Origin of the sequence: Photorhabdus thracensis (assembly GCF_001010285.1) — a bacterium.
Lineage (GTDB): Bacteria > Pseudomonadota > Gammaproteobacteria > Enterobacterales > Enterobacteriaceae > Photorhabdus > Photorhabdus temperata.
Window position 1 is genome coordinate 3,983,108 of sequence record NZ_CP011104.1, and the last position, 23,446, is coordinate 4,006,553.

At 44.1% G+C, this 23,446-nt stretch carries 19 protein-coding genes and 2 pseudogenes; 9 read left to right on the forward strand and 12 right to left on the reverse strand.

The annotated features are described in order from the left end of the window. Positions 1–89: 89 nt before the first annotated feature. The gene (mfd, locus tag VY86_RS17230; RefSeq protein ID WP_046975859.1) at positions 90–3,536 is read right to left on the reverse strand and encodes a transcription-repair coupling factor; all 3,447 of its coding nucleotides are present in this window, start codon (positions 3,534–3,536) and stop codon (positions 90–92) included. 198 nt (positions 3,537–3,734) lie between these two features. Between mfd and lolC the strand changes: the two genes are divergently transcribed. The 4 genes from lolC (at position 3,735) to cobB (ending at position 7,815) form a co-directional block, all read left to right on the forward strand. Beyond that, positions 3,735–4,937, forward strand: a complete 1,203-nt coding sequence (gene lolC, locus VY86_RS17235; RefSeq protein ID WP_046975860.1) for a lipoprotein-releasing ABC transporter permease subunit LolC — start codon at positions 3,735–3,737, stop codon at positions 4,935–4,937. Next, positions 4,930–5,634 (forward strand): lipoprotein-releasing ABC transporter ATP-binding protein LolD, encoded by a 705-nt coding sequence (lolD, locus tag VY86_RS17240; RefSeq protein ID WP_046975861.1) that lies wholly within the window; start codon positions 4,930–4,932, stop codon positions 5,632–5,634. Before lolC ends, lolD begins: the two co-directional genes overlap by 8 nt. Continuing rightward, positions 5,634–6,881 carry a lipoprotein-releasing ABC transporter permease subunit LolE gene (gene lolE, locus VY86_RS17245; protein WP_046975862.1) on the forward strand — a complete coding sequence of 416 codons (1,248 nt, stop codon included), beginning with the start codon at positions 5,634–5,636 and terminating at the stop codon, positions 6,879–6,881. Before lolD ends, lolE begins: the two co-directional genes overlap by 1 nt. 91 nt (positions 6,882–6,972) lie before the next feature. Beyond that, on the forward strand, positions 6,973–7,815 hold the full coding sequence (gene cobB, locus VY86_RS17250) for a Sir2 family NAD+-dependent deacetylase (protein ID WP_023044753.1): 843 nt from the start codon (positions 6,973–6,975) through the stop codon (positions 7,813–7,815). A gap of 74 nt (positions 7,816–7,889) precedes the next feature. On the opposite strand, the gene VY86_RS17255 is transcribed toward cobB, so the two are convergent. After that, on the reverse strand, positions 7,890–9,116 hold the full coding sequence (locus VY86_RS17255) for an RNA-guided endonuclease InsQ/TnpB family protein (protein WP_046976945.1): 1,227 nt from the start codon (positions 9,114–9,116) through the stop codon (positions 7,890–7,892). Positions 9,117–9,138: 22 nt separating this feature from the next. Between VY86_RS17255 and VY86_RS26590 the strand changes: the two are divergent. Then, positions 9,139–9,292, forward strand: a pseudogene (locus tag VY86_RS26590) (IS200/IS605 family transposase); the annotation flags it as partial. Between the two features lie 138 nt (positions 9,293–9,430). Here the strand turns inward: VY86_RS26590 and VY86_RS17260 are convergent. The 4 genes and pseudogenes from VY86_RS17260 to VY86_RS17275 form a co-directional block, all read right to left on the reverse strand. Next, complete coding sequence (locus tag VY86_RS17260) at positions 9,431–10,552, reverse strand: ribosomal protein uL16 3-hydroxylase (protein WP_046975863.1); 1,122 nt, start codon at positions 10,550–10,552, stop codon at positions 9,431–9,433. 146 nt (positions 10,553–10,698) lie between these two features. After that, positions 10,699–12,162, reverse strand: a complete 1,464-nt coding sequence (gene phoQ / locus VY86_RS17265) for a two-component system sensor histidine kinase PhoQ (RefSeq protein WP_046976946.1) — start codon at positions 12,160–12,162, stop codon at positions 10,699–10,701. A gap of 19 nt (positions 12,163–12,181) precedes the next feature. Further along, on the reverse strand, positions 12,182–12,850 hold the full coding sequence (phoP, locus tag VY86_RS17270; RefSeq protein ID WP_046975864.1) for a two-component system response regulator PhoP: 669 nt from the start codon (positions 12,848–12,850) through the stop codon (positions 12,182–12,184). A gap of 375 nt (positions 12,851–13,225) precedes the next feature. Then, a pseudogene (locus VY86_RS17275) lies at positions 13,226–13,570 on the reverse strand (VOC family protein); the annotation flags it as partial. A gap of 612 nt (positions 13,571–14,182) precedes the next feature. On the opposite strand from VY86_RS17275, the gene VY86_RS17280 reads away from it, so the two are divergent. Further along, entirely contained in the window at positions 14,183–14,551 is a 369-nt protein-coding gene (locus VY86_RS17280) for a LecA/PA-IL family lectin (RefSeq protein ID WP_046975865.1), read from the forward strand. A gap of 283 nt (positions 14,552–14,834) precedes the next feature. Here the strand turns inward: VY86_RS17280 and VY86_RS23665 are convergent, their stop codons facing one another. After that, a complete protein-coding gene (locus VY86_RS23665) occupies positions 14,835–14,993 on the reverse strand; it encodes a group II intron maturase-specific domain-containing protein (protein WP_082111257.1) in 159 nt (52 codons plus the stop codon). Between VY86_RS23665 and VY86_RS17285 the strand changes: the two genes are divergently transcribed. Next, positions 14,980–15,240 (forward strand): hypothetical protein, encoded by a 261-nt coding sequence (locus VY86_RS17285; protein ID WP_228940493.1) that lies wholly within the window; start codon positions 14,980–14,982, stop codon positions 15,238–15,240. The two genes, VY86_RS23665 and VY86_RS17285, sit on opposite strands and share 14 nt — an antisense overlap. A gap of 1,151 nt (positions 15,241–16,391) precedes the next feature. Here the strand turns inward: VY86_RS17285 and purB are convergent. From purB to rluE, 5 genes are all read right to left on the reverse strand, one after another. Next, entirely contained in the window at positions 16,392–17,762 is a 1,371-nt protein-coding gene (gene purB, locus VY86_RS17290; protein ID WP_046975867.1) for an adenylosuccinate lyase, read from the reverse strand. Positions 17,763–17,785: 23 nt separating this feature from the next. After that, the gene (gene hflD / locus VY86_RS17295) at positions 17,786–18,412 is read right to left on the reverse strand and encodes a high frequency lysogenization protein HflD (protein WP_046975868.1); all 627 of its coding nucleotides are present in this window, start codon (positions 18,410–18,412) and stop codon (positions 17,786–17,788) included. Between the two features lie 2 nt (positions 18,413–18,414). Next, on the reverse strand, positions 18,415–19,518 hold the full coding sequence (mnmA, locus tag VY86_RS17300) for a tRNA 2-thiouridine(34) synthase MnmA (RefSeq protein WP_046975869.1): 1,104 nt from the start codon (positions 19,516–19,518) through the stop codon (positions 18,415–18,417). Positions 19,519–19,602: 84 nt separating this feature from the next. Continuing rightward, entirely contained in the window at positions 19,603–20,052 is a 450-nt protein-coding gene (locus VY86_RS17305; RefSeq protein WP_046975870.1) for an NUDIX hydrolase, read from the reverse strand. Then, positions 20,045–20,674, reverse strand: a complete 630-nt coding sequence (rluE, locus tag VY86_RS17310) for a 23S rRNA pseudouridine(2457) synthase RluE (protein ID WP_046975871.1) — start codon at positions 20,672–20,674, stop codon at positions 20,045–20,047. The genes VY86_RS17305 and rluE overlap by 8 nt, the downstream gene beginning before the upstream one ends. Before the next feature lie 140 nt (positions 20,675–20,814). Here rluE and icd point away from each other — a divergent pair, with 140 nt between their 5' ends. Both icd and VY86_RS17320 read left to right on the forward strand, forming a co-directional pair. Then, positions 20,815–22,068, forward strand: coding sequence for an NADP-dependent isocitrate dehydrogenase (gene icd / locus VY86_RS17315; protein WP_046975872.1), 1,254 nt, complete (start codon positions 20,815–20,817; stop codon positions 22,066–22,068). A gap of 321 nt (positions 22,069–22,389) precedes the next feature. Then, positions 22,390–22,956: a hypothetical protein gene (locus VY86_RS17320; RefSeq protein WP_046975873.1), complete on the forward strand. Its 567-nt coding sequence runs from the start codon at positions 22,390–22,392 to the stop codon at positions 22,954–22,956. The last annotated feature ends 490 nt before the right edge of the window (positions 22,957–23,446 follow it).

Here is a 23,446-nt window from a genome sequence, read left to right on the forward strand (position 1 = left end):
TGATTGTTATTTAAAAATAAGTATTAATGAGTAAATTACAGCACTTCCCCACGGACTGATAATCAATCACAGGGGAAGTAAAAAACAGCTTAAAAACTTACTTGATGATGTTCAAAAGTACTCATTAACTGCTGAATAAACTCCAGACGCGCCATCCTCTCGTTCAGGTCAGTAATGAATTTCAATTTAGCGGGGCCATCCAGCCGGTAAATCTCAGGCTGTTTCTGTAACAGGCTGATAAGATAAGTTGGATCAACTTTATTTTTCTCACTAAATTCGATGAAACCGCCTTTTTCATGGGCTTCTATGCGCTTAATCCCTAATTTCTGAGCAGATAAGCGAATTGCCGCTGATTGTAATAAATGGCGCCCAGGATCAGGTAATATGCCGAACCGGTCTACCAATTCAACCTTTAATTCTGCCAATTCTGATTCGTCTCTGGCGCTGGCAATGCGTTTATAGAAAGATAAACGCATATTGACCTCAGGAATATAACTGTCAGGCAGTAAAACAGGCATACGTAATTCAACCTCCGTCTGGCTATTCACCAAGTCTTCAAGTGAAGGTTCACGACCTGCTTTTAATGCATTGACAGCACTTTCCAGTAGCTCCATATAGAGTGTGAAGCCAATCGTTGTCATCTGGCCACTTTGTTCTTCACCGAGAAGTTCACCAGCTCCGCGGATCTCAAGGTCATGGGTTGCCAGTGCAAAACCAGCGCCTAAATCTTCAAGGGAAGCGATTGCTTCCAGACGTTTGTGTGCATCGGTTGTCATGGCTTTCGGATGTGGCGTCAGAAGATAAGCATAAGCCTGATGATGAGAGCGTCCGACACGTCCTCGTAGCTGATGCAATTGAGCCAGGCCGAAATGGTCAGCACGTTCGATAATGATGGTATTGGCGCTTGGAATATCGATGCCTGTTTCAATAATGGTGGTGCAAATCAGGACATTAAACCGCTGATGATGGAAATCGGTCATCACCCGTTCTAAATCCCGTTCACGCATTTGCCCATGACCAACGGCGATCCGTGCTTCTGGCACTAACTCCTCGAGGCGTAGTTTTGCTTTCTCAATATTTTCAACCTCATTATAGAGGTAGTAGACTTGACCACCGCGCAAAATTTCACGCAACATCGCCTCCCGAACAACCAGGCTGTCATACTCGCGCACGAATGTTTTAACCGCCAGGCGACGGGCGGGCGGTGTCGAAATGATCGAGAGATCCCGCATACTACTCATTGCCATATTGAGCGTTCGCGGAATAGGAGTTGCGGTAAGTGTCAGAATATCCACATCGGCGCGCATAGCTTTGATCTGCTCTTTATGGCGAACACCAAACCGGTGTTCCTCATCGACAATTAATAAACCAAGGTCTTTCCAGCGCAGGCCACTTTGCAGCAATTTATGAGTACCGATAATAATATCGACTTTACCTTCGGCTGCCATCTCAACGACTTGCTGCTGCTCTTTCGCGCTGCGGAAACGGGATATCATTTCAATACGTACCGGCCAATTAGCAAAACGGTCACGGAAATTATCAAAATGTTGTTGAGCCAGAAGAGTTGTCGGAACCAATACCGCCACTTGCTTGTCATTATGGACGGCCAGAAATGCAGAGCGCATCGCAACTTCGGTTTTACCAAATCCGACATCACCGCAAACCAGGCGATCCATCGCCACGGGTTGACACATATCATTGAGAACGGCGTTAATCGCCTGCTCTTGATCTGGTGTAGTTTCGAATGGGAAGCTCTGACAGAACAGTTGGTATTGTTCCCAATCATGTTTAAAAGCAAACCCTGGTTTTACGGTGCGATGGGCATAAATATCAAGCAACTCCGCAGCCACATCGCGTACTTTTTCGGCTGCTTTCTGGCGGGCCTTGCTCCATGCCTCTCCGCCCAATTTATGTAGTGGCGCATTTTCATCTGCGCCACCTGCGTAGCGGCTAATCAGGTGCAGGGAAGACACCGGAACATAGAGTTTGTCGTTACCGGCATAACTCAGGATCAGATATTCAGCCTTGATCCCCCCTGCTTCCAGAGTGGTTAACCCCTGATAACGGCCAACACCATGTTCCAGATGAACCACCGGCTGACTGGGATGTAGTTCTGCAAGGTTACGGATCAGAGTATCTGTATTGATCGTGCGGCGGGTATCCTGACGGCGGCGAACAACACGCTCACCAAGCATGTCACTTTCACAGATCAGAGCAAGTGCATTCTTTGCATCAATAAAACCATGTTCAGCCGCACCAATCATCAAAAAGTAGCCTGATTGTTGAGCTTCATGTAATTTGCTGATTTTAATTGGCTTAATATTTATCCGTGACAACAATTCTTGCAACGTTTCTTTTCGGCCTTCACTCTCAACGGAGAAAATAACGCGGCCACTGAATTGTTCAAGAAAACGGCGAAGCTTATCCAGAGGTGCCTTATTTTGTGCAACAACGGCGAGATCCGGCAGTCGTTGATAATCAAGATTGATGTGGCTGGTTTTTTTACTGAGCTCTTCCGTTTTGAGTTGAATGCGGGGCCAGTTTTTGAGTTCGGAGAATAGCTTATCAGCCGGAAGCCAAAGTTCTTCCGGTGGTAAGAGAGGACGCATGGGGTCAACTTTACGGCTCTCAAAACGTTGTTGAGCATCTTGCCAGAAACGTTCCGCGGAGGGGGTTATCTCTTGATTGATAATCAAAGTGTTGTCTGGCAGATACTCAAATAGCGAAGGCAAGGGTTGGTTGAAAAACAGGGGTTGCCAGTATTCTATCCCTGCCGGTAATGTCCCTTTACTGACTTGCTGATAGATGTGTTCACCGTCACGACGGACTTCAAAACGTTCTCGCCACTGGCTGCGAAACAGTTCAATAGTCTCTTTATCCGTTGGGAATTCATGAGCGGGCAGTAAGTTGATTTGCTTGACCTCGGTCAGCGTGCGTTGGCTGTCAACATCGAAAATTCGCAGACTATCAATTTCATCATCGAAAAAATCAATACGATAAGGGTGCTCGCTCCCCATTGGAAAAAGATCAAGCAGGGCGCCACGGGTAGCAAATTCACCATGTTCAAGAACTTGTTCAACACTGCGATAGCCCGCCTGTTCCAATTCCGTACGCAGTTTATCCCGCGAAAGCCTTTGACCTTTGCACATGACCAGCGCATGCCCGTGAAGAAATTCATGAGGGCAAACCCGTTGCATCAAGGTATTTATCGGCAGGATTAAAACACCTTTGGTCATTGTTGGCAGACGGTAGAGTGTGGACAGGCGATTGGAAATAATTTCCTGATGAGGGGAAAAACTGTCATACGGCAATGTTTCCCAGTCAGAAAGGAGATCAATAGGGCAGTCGGTAAACTGATGGATTTCATCATGCAGACGTAAGGCGTTTTGCATATCTTTGGTTATCAGTACCACAGGGCCTTGATGGCGTTCGACAATTTCAGCACACTCTACAGCATAAGCTGCGCCAGTAAGTTGGCCTAACTGGCGGCTATCACCGCGGCGTTCAGGAAGTTCATAACGGTATTTTGAGGACATAAGCGTTAATGTGTTCTCTATGATTCAGTCCATTCCCAACAGATTTTTCGACTCATAATGGTCTTAAAGTAAACACGCTGGCAGGTTGAGAGAAAATAAAAAAAACCACAGATCCGGGCGTTGGTGGTTCCATAAAGTATAGCTACCCTTTATTATCCCCGAACACTTTGCTTTGGCAACAGGGGAGTAACAGATTTCATGTTTCAATCTGTCTCATTATTTATAGGTTTGCGGTATATGCGTGGCCGTGCGGCTGACAAATTTGGCCGGTTTGTTTCATGGCTGTCGGCAATTGGTATTACTCTCGGTGTTGCTGCATTAATTACAGTACTGTCCGTGATGAATGGTTTTGAGCGTTCACTGGAAACCAGTATTCTTGGTTTTATGCCGCAGGCTATTGTGACGTCGGTGAATGGTTCTTTGGATCCGGAAAAGTATCCGGCCAGGGAGCTTGAGGATTTGAAACAAGTTAGCAGGATTACACCCTTGGTGGTGGGAGATGTCGTATTACAAAGTCCCCGCAATGTTGGTGTGGGCGTGATGTTGGGTATCACTTCTGATGAATATGAACCGCTGACGGAATATCTGATCAGCACTTATCGTCAGCAACTTGAATCCGGCAGCTATAATGCGATTTTGGGCGAAAAACTGGCCAGGGAGCTTGGGGTAAAGCGCGGTGATCGGGTCCGCTTTATGGTGCCGGGTGCAAGCCAGTTGACACCGATGGGGCGTATTCCCAGTCAGCGTCTGTTTACGATTGTGGGTACTTTTGCTTCTAACAGTGAAGTAGACGGCACACAGGTTCTGGTTAATCAGCAAGATGCGGCTCGTCTGATGCGTTATCCGCAGGGTAACATCACCGGCTGGCGTCTCTATCTCATAGAACCCTTGGCTGTAGATAGTTTGAGCTTACAAACCTTGCCTGAAGGGTTGTTGTGGAAAGATTGGCGTGAACGTAAAGGTGAATTTTTCCAGGCGGTAAGGATGGAAAAAAACATGATGGGCTTATTGCTGAGTTTGATTATTGCTGTAGCTGCATTCAATATCATTACTTCGCTTGGCTTGCTGGTGATGGAAAAGCAAGGTGAAGTGGCGATTTTGCAAACACAGGGACTGGTACGCCGTCAGATTATGACCGTTTTTATGATCCAGGGAGCCGGTGCCGGGATCATCGGTACATTACTAGGAACCGGGCTTGGTGTTCTGCTTTCCAGCCAGCTTAATAACTTAATGCCATTGGTTGGCCTGTTAACCTCAGGTGTTGAATTGCCTGTTGCGATTGAGCCATTACAGGTAGCCACCATTGCAATTTCAGCGATGGTTATCGCCTTGTTATCTACGTTATATCCTTCCTGGCGTGCTGCTGCCATTCAACCTGCTGAGGCTTTGCGTTATGAATAATCAACCACTACTGCTGTGTAATAATTTGTGTAAAAAATATCAGGAAGGGCAAGTACTGACCGAAGTGCTGAAAAATGTCACTTTCGCTATTAAGCAGGGTGAAATGATGGCGATTGTCGGGAGTTCCGGCTCAGGTAAGAGTACGCTTCTGCATTTGCTTGGTGGATTGGATACACCGACCTCTGGTGAAGTCCTTTTTAAAGGGCACTCTTTGAATAAAATGTCCTCCAAAGCCAGAGCAGCGCTGCGCAACCATGAATTGGGTTTTATTTATCAGTTTCATCATTTGTTGCCTGATTTTGACGCAATAGAGAATGTGGCTATGCCACTGCTGATTGGCGGAAAAAACCGCAGCCAGGCACAGAAGAAAGCATTGGAAATGTTGGCGGCTGTTGGTCTGGAGAAACGAGCCCATCACCGCCCGTCAGAATTATCAGGGGGTGAACGCCAGCGAGTGGCGATTGCCAGAGCCCTGGTTAATGAGCCTTCTTTAGTTTTGGCTGATGAACCTACCGGTAACCTTGATTTACGTAATGCCGATAGCGTTTTTGAATTATTGGGCGAGCTTAACAGACAGCAAGGCACAGCATTTCTGGTTGTCACCCATGATTTGACACTGGCTGGCAGATTGAATCGTCAGGTGGAGATGCAGGATGGTTATTTACAGGATAAATTGACCCTGGCGGGGGCATTGTAATGGCGAATTTGCCTCTCTCTTTAGTCACTGCTCTGCGATTCAGCCGGGGGCGCCGCCGTGGTGGAATGGTATCCCTGATTTCAGTGATTTCCACGCTGGGGATTATGCTTGGTGTCGCTGTTCTGATTATTGGTCTGAGTGCCATGAATGGTTTTGAGCGCGAATTGAGAAACCGGATCCTTTCGGTCGTTCCTCATGGTGAAATCTATGCAGTTAATCAGCCTCTTGAGCATTGGCGGCCGGCATTAGAACGGGTAAAAAACACAATCGGCATAGTTGCTGCTTCACCTTATATTACTTTTACCGGATTAATGGAAAAAGGCGTCAGCTTACATGCTGTTCAGGTGAAAGGTGTTGATTTAGTTACTGAGGCTCAGGTCAGTTCATTACCACAGTTTGTACAAGGTAATGCATGGCAAAACTTTCAGGCGGGTCATCAACAGGTCATTCTTGGGCAGGGCGTTGCTAATGCTTTGAAGGTTAAACAGGGCGATTGGTTGACTGTCATGATCCCAAACAATGATCCGGAAATGAAACTGTTGCAACCAAAGCGGATCCGTTTACAGGTTAGCGGAATTTTTCAGCTAAGTGGCTTACTTGATCACAGCCTGGCGTTGATTCCTTTGGCTGATGCACAGCAATATTTGGATTATGGTCAGGGGATCACCGGAATTGCGATCAAGGTTGATGATGTGTTTGCCGCTGATCAACGGGTACGGGCTGCCGGTGAAGCCTCACAAGAATATGTTTATATCAGTAGTTGGATAAGAAATTACGGTTATATGTATCAGGATATTCAGATGGTACGCGGCATTATGTATCTGGCGATGATTCTGGTGATTGGCGTAGCGTGTTTTAATATCGTTTCTACACTGGTCATGGCGGTAAAAGATAAAAGCAGTGATATCGCTATTTTGCGAACCCTCGGCGCGAAAGATGGGCAAATCAGAGCGGTTTTCCTCTGGTATGGATTATTGGCGGGTATGGTAGGCAGTATTGCTGGCGCGGTAGTCGGCGTGGTGGCATCACTGAATCTGACGGCCCTGATTCATGGTTTGGAAAAGCTGATCGGCCATCAATTTCTTTCCGGTGATGTTTATTTCATTGATTTCCTGCCATCTGAGCTACATAGCATGGATGTGCTGTATGTTCTGGCGACGGCTTTGATTCTGAGTTTACTGGCAAGTTGGTATCCGGCAAGACGGGCAAGCAGACTTGATCCGGCGCGGATTTTAAGTGGGAAATAATCAGCCGGCTATTGGCATGAGCTAAACAAAGGCGCTATGGTATAAAAAATAGAAACCTAAGCAGTACTAAGAAATCTTATAAGGAAATCATATGCGTGTTCGTCGTCGGCTTGGTCGGTTTCGTAAGGTTAAGCGTTTGCGGCATCAGAGGTTTCGTAGTCGAATTTTCTATAGGGATAATCGATTGGCACTGAATATGAAAAAACCTTATGTAGTGGTATTGACTGGCGCGGGTATTTCGGCTGAATCGGGTATTCGGACGTTCCGCTCCTCTGATGGACTATGGGAAGAACACCGGGTGGAAGATGTTGCTACACCGGAAGGTTTTCAGAAAGATCCGGAACTGGTACAGGCATTTTATAACGCCCGGCGTCATCAGCTTCAGCAACCGGAAATAAATCCGAATGCGGCGCATTATGCTTTGGCAGCCTTGGAAAATGAGCTTGGTGATCATTTTCTGCTGATTACCCAGAATATCGATAATCTTCATGAGAGGGCGGGCAGCTATCGTACGGTGCATATGCATGGCGAATTGCTCAAAGTCCGTTGCTGTCAGTCCGGGCAAGTGTTCGATTGGGCAGGTCCTCTGACGACTGATGAACGTTGCCATTGTTGTCAGTTTCCATCACCATTGCGTCCGCATATTGTTTGGTTTGGTGAAATGCCTTTTGCTATGGAGCAAATCTACTCTGCATTGGCTCAGGCGGATATTTTCATTGCTATCGGCACTTCCGGGCATGTTTATCCTGCGGCTGGATTTGTGCATGAAGCTAAACTGGCAGGGGCACACACAGTAGAGCTGAATCTGGAGCCGAGTCAGGTAGAAAGTCTGTTTGATGAAAAGCATTATGGGCCAGCCAGTAAGATAGTGGATGAATATGTCCAAAAGTTGATTGATAGGATAAAAGAATTTAAAGCTGATTTGACGCAATAATTATTCTGTTTCTCTTCCTCATATTGACATCCTCCCCCACTTTCGCACTTCGTGACTCAAGAGGGGGATCCCCGTTAGTGGGCGACGGCTGATCGCTCTGCGTCTGGTTCCTGCTTCGACGGGCGGCCTGACTGCACCGTCCCTCCACAGGCAAGCACGGCATGTCCTGCCGCTAAAATGTTACGAGCGCCGTTTACATCTGCGTTCGCGGTATATCCACACACCTGGCACACGAATTTACTCTGTGACAAGCGGTTCTCTTTTGCTGTATGACCACAACATGCGCACCGCTGGCTGGTGTATGCCGGAGGGACTGCCAGTACCTGACCGCCGCGCCAGCGCTGCTTATATTCTAGCTGACGGCGCATTTCATACCAGCCCTGATCCAGTATCGCGCGATTTAAGCCTGATTTAGCCCGAACGTTCCTTCCGGGCTGTTCTGCCGTGCCTTTCGCTGACTTCGACATGTTACTGACCTTCAAATCTTCAATCACGATCATCGCGTGGTTTTTGCTTATTTTCGTGGTGGTCTTATGAAGGTAGTCGCGGCGAATATTGGCGATGTGCGAATGCAGACGCTGAATTTTTCGCTTCTGTTTCTGCCAGTTGGCGCTGAACTTAACTTTGCGGCTTAACTGTCTCTGGAGCTTTGCCAGCTTGCGCTGGCGGGTTTTAAAACTGTTGACCGGTTCGTATATCGTCCCGTCTGAGAGCGTCGCCAGTTTCGATATCCCGGCATCCAGACCCACCATTGTTGTTGATTCGTGGTGTGGCTCAGAGGCTTCTATCTCGACTTGAAACGACACATACCACTTACCCGCTGACTGGCTGATCGTGGCATTTTTGATTTTGCCGTTCACCTCCTGCGATTGCCGGAACTTTATCCATCCGAGCCCAGAAGGAAGCCTGACTCTGCGATTTTCAAGGAGACAATATTTTTCAAAATTGACGAACCGGATTGAATCCCTGCCGTCATTTTTTCGTTTCCATACAGGCGCTTTCGCTGCCAGTGTTTTATCGAAGCAACGCCGCCATGCCCCCTGTAAGTCTTTAAGTTTTTGTTGAAGGTTATCGGTGTAAGCTTCCTGTAAGAAGGCGTATTCCGGTATTTTTTTCCACCCCGTGAGCATTCGGTTGAGTTCAAACGCGGAGGGAAGTTTTCCGCCAGAATCCAGAATGTGTTTTGTTACCTGAAGTCCGTGATCCCAGACAAAACGAGCACACCCGCATAACTGCCGCAGACGCTGCGACTGTTCTTCAGTTGGCTCTAGTCTGAACTTGTAGGCTTTCAGTATTAGCATTATCATTCAGTGTGTAGTCGGTTTGTTCTCTATTTTACTGTGCCTTCGGCTAACTTCAATGCAAAAATACAAAATTAATTGTTCACGACATGCCGCCTTTCTTTTGCATGTATATCTTGTGTTTGTGACCAAATACCGTAGAAAGATTCTTGGCGAGCGGACACTATGCCGCCTTTCTACGTGGAGGTGACCTGGCTGATAAATATGCCAGTCACTGCCTCTTAATCGGAAGATCTGATTAAAAGGCAGTGAGGTAATAACTGGGTGAGAAGTGACACAGAATTATTTAAAGGGTCACCTTTTGTGATGATACATTAATCATTAAAGTACCAGTAGCCACTGTTTACCAATGCAGTGAGCAGGCTGATAAAACGCACATCATCTATCGCTTCACCCAGCATTTCTGCATTAATCTCATAATAGTGGCAAAGAATATCAGCTGCTTTAATATGAGGTGTATCTATTAATTCACCATTCACAAAGCACTGATCACCAATTCTTATAACCCGTAGTCCGTTAAGGCGGTGGAGATTTTCACCTTGTTTCATTAATTCATAAATTTCATCATTTTCATAGGGCGGCTCTGGTGGGGCAATATCAAGCTCATGCCGGGACTGAGAGATAAACTCGCCAAACCATTGTTGGAAAGTTTCAGGTTGCGCTAATAATTCGTTCATCATTGTGTGTAGCGCGGATAGTTCATGTGGCTGGACCCGTGCCGGGTTTTCGCGGAAAGTCAGATCAGGGTCGCTATAGCGATAGCTGCCTAAATCATTAGCCAGCACATAATCGGCAAAACTGCTGAACAGTTCGCGGGAATTGGGCGCACGGAAACCAACTGAATAATTCAGTGAATCTTCAATGGCATAACCTTCATGCGGAAACCCAGGTGGAATATAGAGAATATCACCGGGTTCCATCTCTTCATCAATAATGGCGTTAAATGGAGCGACTTGTAATAGATCGGGATGAGGGCAGTGCTGTTTCATGGGGATCTTTTCCCCAACGCACCAACGACGGCGACCCATTCCTTGAATGATAAACACATCATATTGGTCGAGATGCGGGCCAACACCCCCACCGGGAACAGAGAAGGAAACCATGAGATCGTCCATCCGCCAGTCAGATAACACGCGGAATGGTTGCATTAATGCCGCGGAAGGATGATGCCAGTGATTAACCGCTTGTACCAGCAGTGACCAATCCTGTTCACTTAAATGATCGTAACTTTCGAATGGACCATGAGAGACATCCCAACGGCCATTTTTCTGGCTGACCAGACGGCAGTCAACTTCATTCTCCATAGCCAAACCTGCCAGCTCATCGGGAGTAAGTGGATCAATGAATTGACGGAAGCCTTGTTTAATCAGTAAAGGGCGTTTTTGCCAGTGATTTTGCAAAAACGCCTGCCAGTCCAGATTCAACTGATAGTCCATAGTGACATCCTGAGTGTGAAGTGAGTTTCAGGATATTATAACGAATTAGTTAAATCGAGTATCAGACTGCATAGGCATATTTAGCAAAAATAGCCGTAAACCTTCGTCCGATGCGGAAGGAGGTATAAGAGCACAGAGCAGTCCACTTAATCGTCATCATTAATTTGCTGACACCGGAATATGACGCAAATTCTGGCGCCGCCAAGCGGGCTGTCACTGATACTGATATCACCGGTATATTGTTCAATAATTTCAGAAGCAATTGACAACCCAAGCCCCTGACCAGGTCGTAAGGTATCGACGCGTTGGCCCCGCTGGAAAATTATTTCCCGTTTGTCAATTGGAACGCCTGGGCCGTCGTCGTCGACAATAATCATCACCGAATCGTGATCAACAGTGACTGAGATTTCGACAAATTTAAGGCAATATTTACAGGCATTTTCCAGCACATTACCCATGACTTCCATAAAATCATTTTTTTCACCAAGCCAGGTGATCTCCGGCGATACATCTAACGTAAGGCTGACCCCTTTACGTTGATAGACTTTTGTTAAAGCGCTGCACAGGCTATCCAATAAAGCGGGAATAGAAGAGACTTTCCGCATAATAGTACTGTGTTCGCTGCGCATACTGGCTCGATGCAGGTAATAGCCTATTTGCTGAGAAATACGGCTGATTTGCTCAAGCATGATGGGTTCGGCCTGTTGAATCGTCATTTGCTTACTGTTGCGTAAAGAACGAAGGGTTGATTGCAAAACAGCCAGTGGAGTTTTCAGGCTGTGTGTTAGATCAGCCAGCGTTGTCCGGTATTTTGTATAGCGGTTTCGTTCATTATTGAGCAGCACATTAAGGTTACGCACTAATCCCCGCAGCTCGGTCGGTGGGTTTTCATCCAGTTTTTCCCGTTCACCTTTCTCCAGTGAACTGACCTGATGAATCAGCGACTTAATCGGTCGTAAACTCCAGTGTGCCGCCAGCCAGATTAAAGGGATGACCAGAATCAGGTTGGCAATCAATACATAGCCGAACCATTCCCACACCATAACCGTTTTTTGTAAATCCTGCGGAATAGTATCGATGACGACAATGGTTAACGCCGGCAGATGATCTGTCGCACTGTATCGGTTAACAGAAACGGAGTGGGTCAGCTCATTGTCTTCATTTTCGTCGAGAGCGTTAAGTTTACCTAATTGTCCTTGCATATTGTCCGAGTCTTTTAACAAGTCCCGGCTGTTTTTCAGGTCAGTATTCAGATCATACAAACCATTTTCCTTCAACCATACACTTGGAATCGAGTTCTCTACTTTCGGGAGATGACGTTGACGCCAGAGGATCGTTCCTTTGTTGTTGTAAATCAGAACCAGTGATGGGTTGTTCAGTGTGAAATTGGGAGGGACTGAAATATCCAGTTTATTGTTATTCCACTGAGCAAGACTGAAAAACAGGTTACTCTGACTGCGTAGCAGAGTATAAGCGGTTTTATCAAAACTGACCAGATAACCGACAATGGCAACAATACCGTAAGACATTGTCAGAGCCAGAATAACGGCGGCAGTCGCCATTAAAAACCGGGTACGGAGTGAGAAAGGTTTCTTTTTGTGCTTCAGCACGGTTTTACCCAGCAAAATTTTATACATCAAAGCGATAGCCTTGACCACGGACAGTCACGATAACTTCATAAGGCCATATATCTTGTATTTTCTTTCTTAACCGACCGATTAACACATCAATGGAATGGCCTTCGCGTAGTTCAGCATCGGGATATAACTGGCGCATTAATGCATCTTTAGTAACCACTTTGTCACTATTGCACATCAGTATTTCAATAATCCGGTATTCAAACGCTGTTAGTTTGACATTTTCCCCATAAACCGTTAATTCCTTGCGTGACAGATCAATTCTGAAGGGGGGAAACTCAATAACCTGAGAAACCAATCCATTATTACGGCGCAGAAGTGCCTGCATCCGGGCAATAATTTCTTCAAGATGAAATGGCTTGGTGACATAATCATCGGCCCCTGCATCAAGGACTGTGACTTTTTCCTGCCAGCTTTCACGGGCTGTCAGAACAAGAATGGGGAGTTTTTCATCTTTCTGGCGCCAGCGACGGATCAAACTCAAACCATCTTCTCCGGGCAAACCAAGATCAACAATAGCAATATCTGGTTCGCTTTCTGCCAGATAGTAATCGGCTTCTTTGGCATTTGCCGCAGCATCAACCAGATGGCCTGTGTCGCGAAGCTGTACTGTCAAATGATGACGTAGCAGCATGTTGTCTTCAACGATCAATATCCGCATGGAATATTCCTTCTAAAACGGCAACTGGCAGTATTGTAATAATTAATTTATTCAAACTGTTATATAGACAAAACTGCTGGTAAAAAATTCAATGCAATGGGTCTGGCTGAGTATGTTAGATATATGGATCTGTAACAGCAAGTCATCAAGTAGAAATAGAGAATATAACTTCAATGTGTGTTTGGGATTGGTTTATAAAAGGGTAGAAATTAGCAGATATTTTATCCGTCTCAGGTTGTTGACAAGCCTCTCTATTTCAAACGAAGCCCTATGTCGCCCAAGCCATACGCAAACACGATAAATGGTTCATGTCACAACAGCATGAAAGAACGCTCAACCAAATACTGGCGAATGAAGAGCCTAAAGTTGTTACCAATCCACATGTTCCCATCCCTGATGCAAGTAAGTTTTCTTGCCAGGATAGGGTAATTCAACACAATCAATTTGCCAATTAAGCACCGCGATTGAGTGTTCTAAATCAAACAAGCAGATTGGACGCCCATTAATGATAGTTTCTGACATCAAACTGCCACATTGCAAAAAACCTTTATGCCAGCGCTCCGCTACAGAGATATCGTGACAACGTAAGGAGATATGATCGGCTTGATATTGCTCAACATTCAAATTAAGCCGCTGTTTGAACCGTACCAATTTTTGCTCAAATATTGCCAGTTCAGCCACTAAATCCTGTAATTCAACAATAGAAGAAAAATGTGTCATACTATCCCAGTTAAGATGCAATAGATTGGTCTCTTCCCTTGGCCCCAAACAGCCCAAGAATTTTAAAGGGTTGCCGCCGTTTCAAACCTCGAATGATACTCTCGATTTGTAATAATTGAAATTTGATGGTACCAACACAATCACTCTTTCAATAACTCCATGAATTCGTAAGATGAACGCCAATGAATTCTCATTACCCTATTTCACTCACAAAAAACTGCAATTAAACGAAAAAACCCGCTTGGGACAAGGTTTGATACCTTGCAAGAAACACTATCTATCAATAATTTACTGTAACCATTTTATTTTACACAATTTCTGTACGGAATGGGAATTAATGGTAACTCTGGCTTGCTAATATAATTAGATTAGGAAATTAAAAATAGGAATCTTATTCTTTTATTCTAATGATTCGGGATAATTATTTAAAATAAAGAATCTCAATATTAAAATTAACGGTAGATACAAAGATTATTGTAATTGATACAGATCACAAATGCTAATTTTCTCATTGAAACCCCGCCATAAAATAAATAAATTATACTTCCGTCAAATATGTAAGCATCTTTGACTAAGTTTATTTCCATAAAATATAATTTCAGAGGTAATACTATGTCTAACTGGTCTGGAAATGTTCCAGCTAACGCTGAAAGAGGTAAATCCACAGGACTTATTCTCAAACAAGGAGATATAATCTCTATTGTTGCTCATGGATGGGTGAAATATGGCCGTGATAATGTTGAATGGGCATCACCTGATGGCCCTTTACCTATTAATCCACAACCGCCATCAATAGCCACACTCGTCGCTAAGATCGCCAACCAGAATTTTGCAATTGGCAACGGAGTACTTCATAAAACGATTCCTGTAGATGGTGAATTAATACTTTTATTCAATGACGTACCGGGTACTTTTGGTGACAATTCAGGTGAATTTCAAGTCGAGGTCATAATAGAGTCTCGGTATTCCCCTCTAAAGTAAACAAAAACTGTGTGAATATATATTACCAATAAAGTAATAAACATTTTTACTGATATAATGCCAAGTGAAAAATCACATCATTTCACTTGGCAGATAAGAAAAAGACCACATTAAGCGATCAAAAACTCCCCGACTTTTAAAGCTACTGGAAAATAAGCACTCCACCCTTGCACTAACAAAACAGGCCACACAATGCGCAGCCCTTAATAAATTACACTACCGAGCTAGTCAGTAGCGGCCTGTGGGCAAACAACTTCGTTTCCTTCTGCGCCACCCTCGCCAGTCAGTGGCTGGCACGTCGTCGATGGCCACGGAGACGCTTATGTTTGCGGGTCAGCCATAACACGAGTTTGCGATCGATCTGCCTCAGCGTTGGATACAGTGCCGACTTATAAAATGCACCGTAATAATTTATCCAGCCTCTGATTTTGGCGTTAAACATATGCGCCAGATTGATTGGTGATAACGGTCAGATTCTGGGTATCCCGGGTAAAGCGATTAGCCATACCCCGGAAGGCGCTTATAGTGCGGCGAACAGCGCAGAACTTGTCTATCGTAATAACATGACTGAGCATATGCTGTATCAGTTATCGGTTGACAATCAAAAGGATATATTAGCGGTAGAAAAAGGGGATAAAGCGGCGGGATGCCGCAATTACCGTCACCGCAGTAGGGACAGGCGGTTATGAGCTGGTTTATTGCGGTCAGATACTGATTGCGAGCTCGGCGGAATATCTTCCGCTTATTTTACATTTACCTAACCTGCTATGACCATTTAAAAGCACGAAAACAGAGATATTAAATATTTTATATAAAAGACGGATTTAACTATAAGTGTAATTTTTTTAAAAGAATATTGATTATATTTAATCAAAGTCTATTTATCATTAACAGAGAATTGAAAAAATCAGCAAAAAAAGATATTGCTCGGGAAAACATAAAAGGATATCTTTATACCATCAAGTTATTTACTGATTGATTTATGAAGATAAAAGACTTATAAAAACTGTTCAGGATTGCCAGTAAAACAGCGTCAGTAAAGATAAAAGTCGAGTATGATTAACGTTGGTTTAACGTAAAAAACAATATACCATGATGATTAAACTTAATAAAAAAAATGTTAAAAGCAGTAAAAAAAACGGCTAAAACCTTATTATACAAGTTAAAACCAGAGGTTAAAAAAATGGCTTTTAATAACAGTTTAAAACCTGCCTATGATAAATCTATCAGTGAAAATGAGAAAAAGAATTGGTTTTATTAATGCTTTATATACCACGCAAAAAAAATAAATAAAAACAGGGATAACAAAACCCGCAAATAAACGATTAAACCGAACATGAACTGGATTACTTACAGCGCTTTTATGTTGAATTTGTTATGCAACACTGCGATACATTAAATACATCCGTTAAAACTTGTTTTATACTATTTCATCCCGTTTAATAGCATTGCTTTTCTACTGTTTGATTTAAATCGCGCCTCTTTTTATACCTTAAATGTGATTTAACGATAAAATTAACTCATATCGTTGTTTTTGCAAGCTTTTTTCAGAGTTTAAACCTTACAGAATTAACCTTTTTATCCATTTTTTATTGTGCTATTTCCTTATGGCTTACTTCGTAAAATAACGACTAGAAAGATTTTGCATGCCCGTTTATTCAGATAATATTCTTTCATGTACTGATTTCTTTTCAATTCTCTGTTAATGGTATTAAATACCACACTCATTTATTTAAGGAAAAATAGTCAGTATTCATGATAAAAACAAAAACCTCGTTATTTTCAACGAGGTTTGTCAGCGGTCTGAGACGGATATTTTATCCATCTGTGGGAATATCGATTACTTTAATTCATCAACCAGTGTGATTGCGCGGCCAATATAATTTGCCGGCGTCATTGCTTTCAGGCGGATTTTCTCTTCTCCAGGTAAATCTAACCCATCAATAAAGGTTTTCATCCCTTCAGCATTGACGCGTTTACCACGAGTGAGCTCTTTCAACTTTTCATAAGGTTTTTCGATACCGTAGCGACGCATGACAGTCTGGATAGGTTCAGCAAGGACTTCCCAATTTTTATCCAGCTCATCCAGCAGATTCTGTTCATTGACTTCCAGCTTATTTAAGCCTTTCATTGTAGATTGATAAGCAATCAGAGCATATCCCAGACCAACGCCAAGGTTACGTAATACGGTTGAGTCAGTCAGATCACGCTGCCAACGGGAAACCGGCAACTTGCTTGCCAGATGACCAAGTACGGCATTTGCCAGCCCCAGATTACCTTCAGAGTTTTCAAAATCAATTGGATTGACTTTATGCGGCATTGTGGAAGAGCCAATTTCGCCGGCAATCGTTTTCTGTTTGAAATGGTTGAGTGCGATATAACCCCAAATGTCACGGTTGAAATCGAGCAGAATCGTATTGAAACGGGCAATGGAATCGAACAATTCCGCAATGTAATCATGAGGTTCGATTTGAGTCGTGTAGGGATTCCATTTGATGCCCAGTGAAGTCACAAACGTTTCACTGAACTGGTGCCAGTCAACCTGCGGGTAAGCGGCTATATGGGCATTATAGTTACCCACTGCGCCATTGATTTTGCCTAATATTTCGGTTTGCTCCAGTTGGCGATACTGGCGTTCCATCCGGTGAGCAACGTTGGCAAACTCTTTACCCACCGTGGAAGGCGTGGCTGGTTGACCGTGAGTACGGGACAACAGCGGCAAGTCCCGATATTCAACCGCCATTTCTTTAATGGCGTCAATCATCTGGCGCCATTGTGGCAAAATCACTTCTTCACGGGCTGTTTTCAGCATTAGCGCATAAGACAGATTGTTAATATCTTCAGAAGTACAGGCAAAGTGAATAAACTCAGCAACTTTATGTAGTGCCGGAACATCTGCAACTTTCTCTTTTAGAAAATATTCCACTGCTTTAACATCGTGGTTAGTCGTGCGTTCGATCGTTTTGATGCGCATTGCATCCTGTTCATTGAAATTTGCGATAATTTCATTCAGGTAAGCGTTTGCGTCCGCACCAAAAGCCGGAACTTCTTTAATTTCAGCACATTCTGCCAGTTTTTGCAGCCAACGTACTTCGACCTGCGTGCGGAATTTCAATAAGCCAAACTCACTAAAAATGGCACGTAATGCGCTGACTTTATCGCCGTAGCGGCCATCAATCGGAGAAACAGCAGTCAGTGAGGATAATTCCATTGGTAGCAACTCCTGGATTTTGTTTAACAATGAGCAAGAATATCTTTCGCCTGTTGGAGCAGGCGTTGACGAGAAAACATTAATTGCCAGCGACTACCGCCAACTTGCTGCCATAAGACAGCACAACGGATCCCTGCCAGCAGAATAGCCCTGACTTTCGCTTGTACAAGTGGATTGCGCAGAACATCAGGGGAACCTGTCACCTGGATCCTTGGACCTAATGGGCTGACAACATCAACATAAATACCGGCCAACGCATTGAACATGCCTTCCGACATGGGTTCAAAATAAGTCTGTTGGCGCTCTAACTGGCTAATGCGATTGCCAAGTGCGTCGGAAGCGTCCTGATTTTTACTCAGGCGGCGCTCCAGTACCATCAGGCTTAACATATAGCGGGTAAGATTGGCAGAAAGACTACTGTTAGAACCATTGAACATCCCAAGCATGGCATCCAGACCAATTCGCAGATTGCGTTCATGATTACCAAACACATCTAAAACAGATGCCGGGTTGGTGTTCAGAATGCTATTGACCATAGTTGCAACAGCATCGGTATCACACTGGTTTTCGTGAGCAAGTTGCTGTACCAGACGACTTGACTGGCAAATTCCCGCCAGAGCCAGTGTAATGTTGTAATAATTCTTTGCCACAATTACTCCTGCAAACGTTGTTCAATCACGCCACCGCCAAGACAAACTTCACCCTGATAAAAGACGGCTGACTGACCAGGGGTGACTGCGGCGACAGGGTTAGCAAAACGTACTTCTATTTTGTCTTCGTTTATTGGTGTGACAGTACAAGGAATATCCTGCTGGCGATAACGTGTTTTGACCACGCAGTGGATTTCTTCAGTCAGTGGCTGTTTGTCAACCCAATGAAGCTGTTGAGCAATAAGGCCGGCAGACATCATACGGGGATGTTCGTGTCCCTGAGCCACAATCAGAATGTTATTTTGAACATCTTTGTCTATGACATACCAAGGCTCTTCACTACCTTCTTTAGTTCCGCCGATCCCCAGACCTTTACGTTGACCCAGTGTGTGGTACATCAGCCCCTGATGCTCGCCAAGGGTTTCTCCATCCACAGTCATAATCGGCCCCGGTTTGGCGGGCAAATAGCGTCCAAGGAAATCACGGAATTTGCGCTCACCGATAAAACAGATACCCGTGGAATCTTTTTTCTTCGCCGTCACCAAACCGATTTTTTCAGCGATACAACGCACTTCCGGTTTTTCCAATTCACCGACAGGAAATAAGCTTTGCGCGATTTGCTGGTGGCTCAGGGTATATAAAAAGTAGCTTTGGTCTTTATTGTTATCGAGCCCACGCAATAATTGGCTCTTACCGTTAATATCCTTGCGGCGGACATAATGACCTGTAGCGATGTAATCCGCACCTAAATCTTCTGCGGCGAATTCCAGAAATGCTTTAAATTTAATTTCTTTGTTGCATAGAATATCTGGGTTAGGGGTTCTGCCGGCTTTATATTCAGAAAGGAAATGCTCGAAAACATTATCCCAATATTCGGCAGCAAAATTGACGGTATGAAGTTCAATACCCAGTTTATCGCAAACGGATTGCGCATCGGCCAGATCAGTCGCGGCTGAACAGTACTCTTCATCATCGTCCTCTTCCCAATTTTTCATGAACAAGCCAGCCACTTGATAACCTTGCTGTTGCAGCAGGTATGCGGAAACGGAGGAATCTACACCACCGGACATGCCGACAATGACTTTTTTCTGGCTGTTATCTGACATGAGAATCTCACTGGAGAAAAAAACAAGCGCCGTACTTTAACACGTTGTGAACGGGGGTGCATCAAACGCATCACTGTTTTGCTATTAATTAACCGCAGAGACATAGCTATCCAGCAGGGTGAGAGGATGTTTTTCGTCTTGCAGGTAACAGCGGATACTTTCTGCGACGAGTGGTGAACGCAGACAATCACTCTTTAATATTTGTTCTGCGGTAACCCAATGGCAGCAGTTAATATCACTGTCTTGTGGATGGGTTGCTGCTTGTTGTTCCATTTCAACCAGAAACAGAAAGCGGATAAATGGTGTGCTGTCTGGAGCAACCCACTGATAAATTTTCAGCAGCGCTTGTGGTTTAGCCCGGATACCGGTTTCTTCCCATAATTCACGCTCTGCTGCCTGTAATAGCGTTTCATCCGCTTCAAGATGACCCGCGGGTTGATTCCATAATGCTTTGCCATTAATTGTCTCTTCAACCACCAGGAATTTATTCTGGGCATGGACAACACAGGCAACTGTAATGTGGGGGTTAAACAAAATCGATCTCCTTCCATTCGCCGGGTTTCATCTCGTCTAATTGCCAGTTTCCCATACTAAAACGAATCAACCGAAGTGTAGGGAAACCAATATGTGCTGTCATTCTGCGCACTTGGCGGTTTCGGCCTTCATACAGTGTTATTTTTAACCAGCTCACCGGAATGCTTTTACGTTCACGAATCGGTGGATGACGACTCCAGAGCCATGTGGGTTCATGAACTAACTCGGCACCTGCGGGAAGGGTAGGCCCATCTTTTAAAATAATACCGTTACGCAGTTTATCGAGTGAAGCTTCATCTGGAACCCCTTCAACCTGAACATAATAAACCTTGGCCGTTTTTTTATCCGGTTGAGTCAGATGTGACTGAAGTTTACCGTCATTAGTCAAAATCAATAATCCTTCACTGTCACGATCCAAACGTCCGGCGGCATACACATCGGGGAATGGGATAAAATTTTTCAGCGTTATTCTGCCCATTTCATCGGTGAACTGGGGCAAGACATCGTAAGGTTTGTTCAATATCAACACCCGGCGAGGTCCTGTTGGTTTTTTGACAGAGTGTGATATTTTTCTTTGGCTGAATCGGTTAAGTCTGCGTTTTTTAACAGAGAAATTTGTCATCATAGATCACTAAGCGAAAATGGGGTGGGTATTATACATGAGTCTGCTATCGATTGGCGTTTGCAGAATATTCAAGTAGTATTGACAGGTCCCTTACAAAAAATTAACAAGGTATTACGCTTACTTGAAAGGAGAGGTTAATGGAAAGCAAAGTAGTTATTCCGGCGGAAGGTAAAAAAATAACAGTCGACGCTAAAGGTAAACTGGTTGTTCCGAATAACCCGGTCATCCCTTATATCGAAGGGGATGGGATTGGTGTCGATGTTACCCCTGCAATGTTGAAAGTTGTCGATGCAGCGGTTCAGAAAGCCTATAAGGGTGAGCGTAAAATTTCCTGGATGGAAATCTACACCGGTGAAAAATCTACTCATGTATACGGTAAAGATGTTTGGTTGCCGGATGAAACTCTGGATCTGATCCGTGAATACCGCGTCGCCATCAAAGGCCCTCTGACGACGCCGGTTGGTGGGGGTATTCGTTCCCTGAACGTGGCATTGCGTCAGCAATTAGATCTGTATGTCTGTCTTCGCCCTATTCGTTACTACCAGGGAACGCCAAGCCCGGTTAAACAACCTGAGCTGACTGATATGGTCATCTTCCGTGAAAACGCGGAAGATATTTACGCCGGTATCGAATGGAAAGCGGGCTCCGCGGAAGCGGATAAAGTGATCAAATTCCTGCAAGACGAAATGGGCGTGAATAAAATCCGTTTCCCACAGCAATGTGGTATCGGCGTGAAACCCTGTTCTGAAGAAGGCACTAAACGCCTGGTTCGTGCTGCTATTGAATACGCGATTGATAATGACCGTGAATCAGTTACTCTGGTTCACAAAGGCAACATTATGAAGTTCACCGAAGGGGCTTTCAAAGACTGGGGTTACCAGCTTGCTCGTGAAGAGTTCGGCGGTGAACTGCTGGATGGCGGTCCTTGGGTGAAAATTAAGAGCCCGAAAAACGGCAAAGAGATCATTGTCAAAGATGTGATTGCTGATGCTTTCCTGCAACAGATTCTGCTGCGTCCGGCTGAATATGACGTTATCGCCTGTATGAACCTGAATGGCGACTATATTTCTGATGCACTGGCTGCTCAGGTTGGTGGTATCGGTATCGCTCCGGGAGCAAATATCGGGGATGAATGCGCTCTGTTTGAGGCAACTCATGGTACAGCACCTAAATATGCGGGCCAGGATAAGGTGAACCCAGGTTCAGTTATTCTTTCCGCTGAGATGATGTTGCGTCATATGGGGTGGACAGAAGCCGCTGATCTTATCATTAAAGGCATGGAAGGCGCGATTGCTGCGAAGACCGTCACTTACGATTTCGAGCGTTTGATGGAAGACGCGAAGCTGTTGAAATGCAGTGAATTTGGTGACGCTATTATCCAGCATATGTAATCCGTCGTCTTCTGAAAACTTCACGGTAGCTGATATTGCCGTGGAGTTTTCTCATTTCTTGAAATTTTTGCTATAGAACTCTCATAAAATAGCCATAAAAAACATATTTATTTATATTGCTATGATTTATAAGTTTTCCTTTTACATCATGTAGTTACCTATCGTTTTTATACGTTTATGTCTTAATGATTATATTGGAAAGATTCAAGCACCCAAGTGCGATATTTTGTTGTTTTTGTTGGATGCAAAATTTTGCAAGTCATATACGGCAGAGTGTATACTGAGATTAATATTTGTGCTGTTTGATATTGAGGGGGAAAGATGAGTGACTCAGATGATAAAAAAATAGAGTTCAGCACGAGTGATGTGTTAAATGCTCTCTTGCATCGCGGGCAGAATATGCAACATCTTGCAACTCAGGAAAGTGTTGATAATCTGCGCCGTGAGAATGAGGCTAGCTTCACGTCACTTAAATCCGATATTAACCAGCGGTTTGAAGCTATGGATAAAGCTCTTAACCAACGATTTGAAGCTACGGATAAAGCCCTTGATCAACGATTTGAAATTATGGGTAAAGCCCTTGATCAACGATTTGAAGCGATGAGTAAAGAGTCTAACCAACGATTTGAAGCGATGAGTAAAGAGTCTAACCAACGATTTGAAGCTATGGGTAAAGAGTCTAACCAACGATTTGAAACTATGGATAAAGAATCTAACCAACGATTCGAATCTATGAGTAAAGGCGTTAACCAACGATTCGAGTCTGTGGATGTACGTCTTAGCAAACTTGAAGGTAAATTTGATCGTCTTCAATGGTCTATTGTTGCTGCGACGCTGGCGTTTCTTTTTAAAGAATATATTTTTAAGGCGGTTGCTCTTATCCAGTAACGTGCAAAATTTTACACGTTACAGTTGTTTTTTGGGACGTTACTATTTTCTCTTCTTCATTCTCTTCTGCTACGGTGCCTTACCCGTTTATATCGGAATAGTACTGTAGCTGCATCTGTAACACGCCATATGGGCCGAATAGAAGCTGATGACCGATAAGTAAATATAGAAGTTAAAACTGGATAGTTAATTTAATAGCTTGTAAAAATCTTTATGGTAGATGTGACTAAGTAAAAACCGCTAACGGGAGTTTGTTCTCCCGCTGTTTTTATAATTGTATATATAGTACTTACTGTATAATATTTGAATCGTTATGATTTAGTTATTATTTTCCTTATTAAGAATTTTTTCATATTCCTCCCAAACGACAGATAATGGTGAACTTAAGCAACAAATGGATATAGAACCCCCTGATGGAGGGTGGTATTCGTATTTAGATCTCCCACGATAGACTCTTATAGGTAAATTGTTATCAGTAGGATTCTTCCTT

What these genes read in the sequence shown, in the direction of transcription:
- mfd (WP_046975859.1), bottom strand. Translation starts at nt 3,536, where the DNA reads ATGTCCTCAAAATACCGTTATGAACTTCCTGAACGCCGCGGTGATAGC.
- lolC (WP_046975860.1), top strand. Translation starts at nt 3,735, where the DNA reads ATGTTTCAATCTGTCTCATTATTTATAGGTTTGCGGTATATGCGTGGC.
- lolD (WP_046975861.1), top strand. Translation starts at nt 4,930, where the DNA reads ATGAATAATCAACCACTACTGCTGTGTAATAATTTGTGTAAAAAATAT.
- lolE (WP_046975862.1), top strand. Translation starts at nt 5,634, where the DNA reads ATGGCGAATTTGCCTCTCTCTTTAGTCACTGCTCTGCGATTCAGCCGG.
- cobB (WP_023044753.1), top strand. Translation starts at nt 6,973, where the DNA reads ATGCGTGTTCGTCGTCGGCTTGGTCGGTTTCGTAAGGTTAAGCGTTTG.
- VY86_RS17255 (WP_046976945.1), bottom strand. Translation starts at nt 9,116, where the DNA reads ATGCTAATACTGAAAGCCTACAAGTTCAGACTAGAGCCAACTGAAGAA.
- VY86_RS17260 (WP_046975863.1), bottom strand. Translation starts at nt 10,552, where the DNA reads ATGGACTATCAGTTGAATCTGGACTGGCAGGCGTTTTTGCAAAATCAC.
- phoP (WP_046975864.1), bottom strand. Translation starts at nt 12,850, where the DNA reads ATGCGGATATTGATCGTTGAAGACAACATGCTGCTACGTCATCATTTG.
- VY86_RS17280 (WP_046975865.1), top strand. Translation starts at nt 14,183, where the DNA reads ATGTCTAACTGGTCTGGAAATGTTCCAGCTAACGCTGAAAGAGGTAAA.
- VY86_RS23665 (WP_082111257.1), bottom strand. Translation starts at nt 14,993, where the DNA reads ATGTTTAACGCCAAAATCAGAGGCTGGATAAATTATTACGGTGCATTT.
- purB (WP_046975867.1), bottom strand. Translation starts at nt 17,762, where the DNA reads ATGGAATTATCCTCACTGACTGCTGTTTCTCCGATTGATGGCCGCTAC.
- mnmA (WP_046975869.1), bottom strand. Translation starts at nt 19,518, where the DNA reads ATGTCAGATAACAGCCAGAAAAAAGTCATTGTCGGCATGTCCGGTGGT.
- rluE (WP_046975871.1), bottom strand. Translation starts at nt 20,674, where the DNA reads ATGACAAATTTCTCTGTTAAAAAACGCAGACTTAACCGATTCAGCCAA.
- icd (WP_046975872.1), top strand. Translation starts at nt 20,815, where the DNA reads ATGGAAAGCAAAGTAGTTATTCCGGCGGAAGGTAAAAAAATAACAGTC.
- VY86_RS17320 (WP_046975873.1), top strand. Translation starts at nt 22,390, where the DNA reads ATGAGTGACTCAGATGATAAAAAAATAGAGTTCAGCACGAGTGATGTG.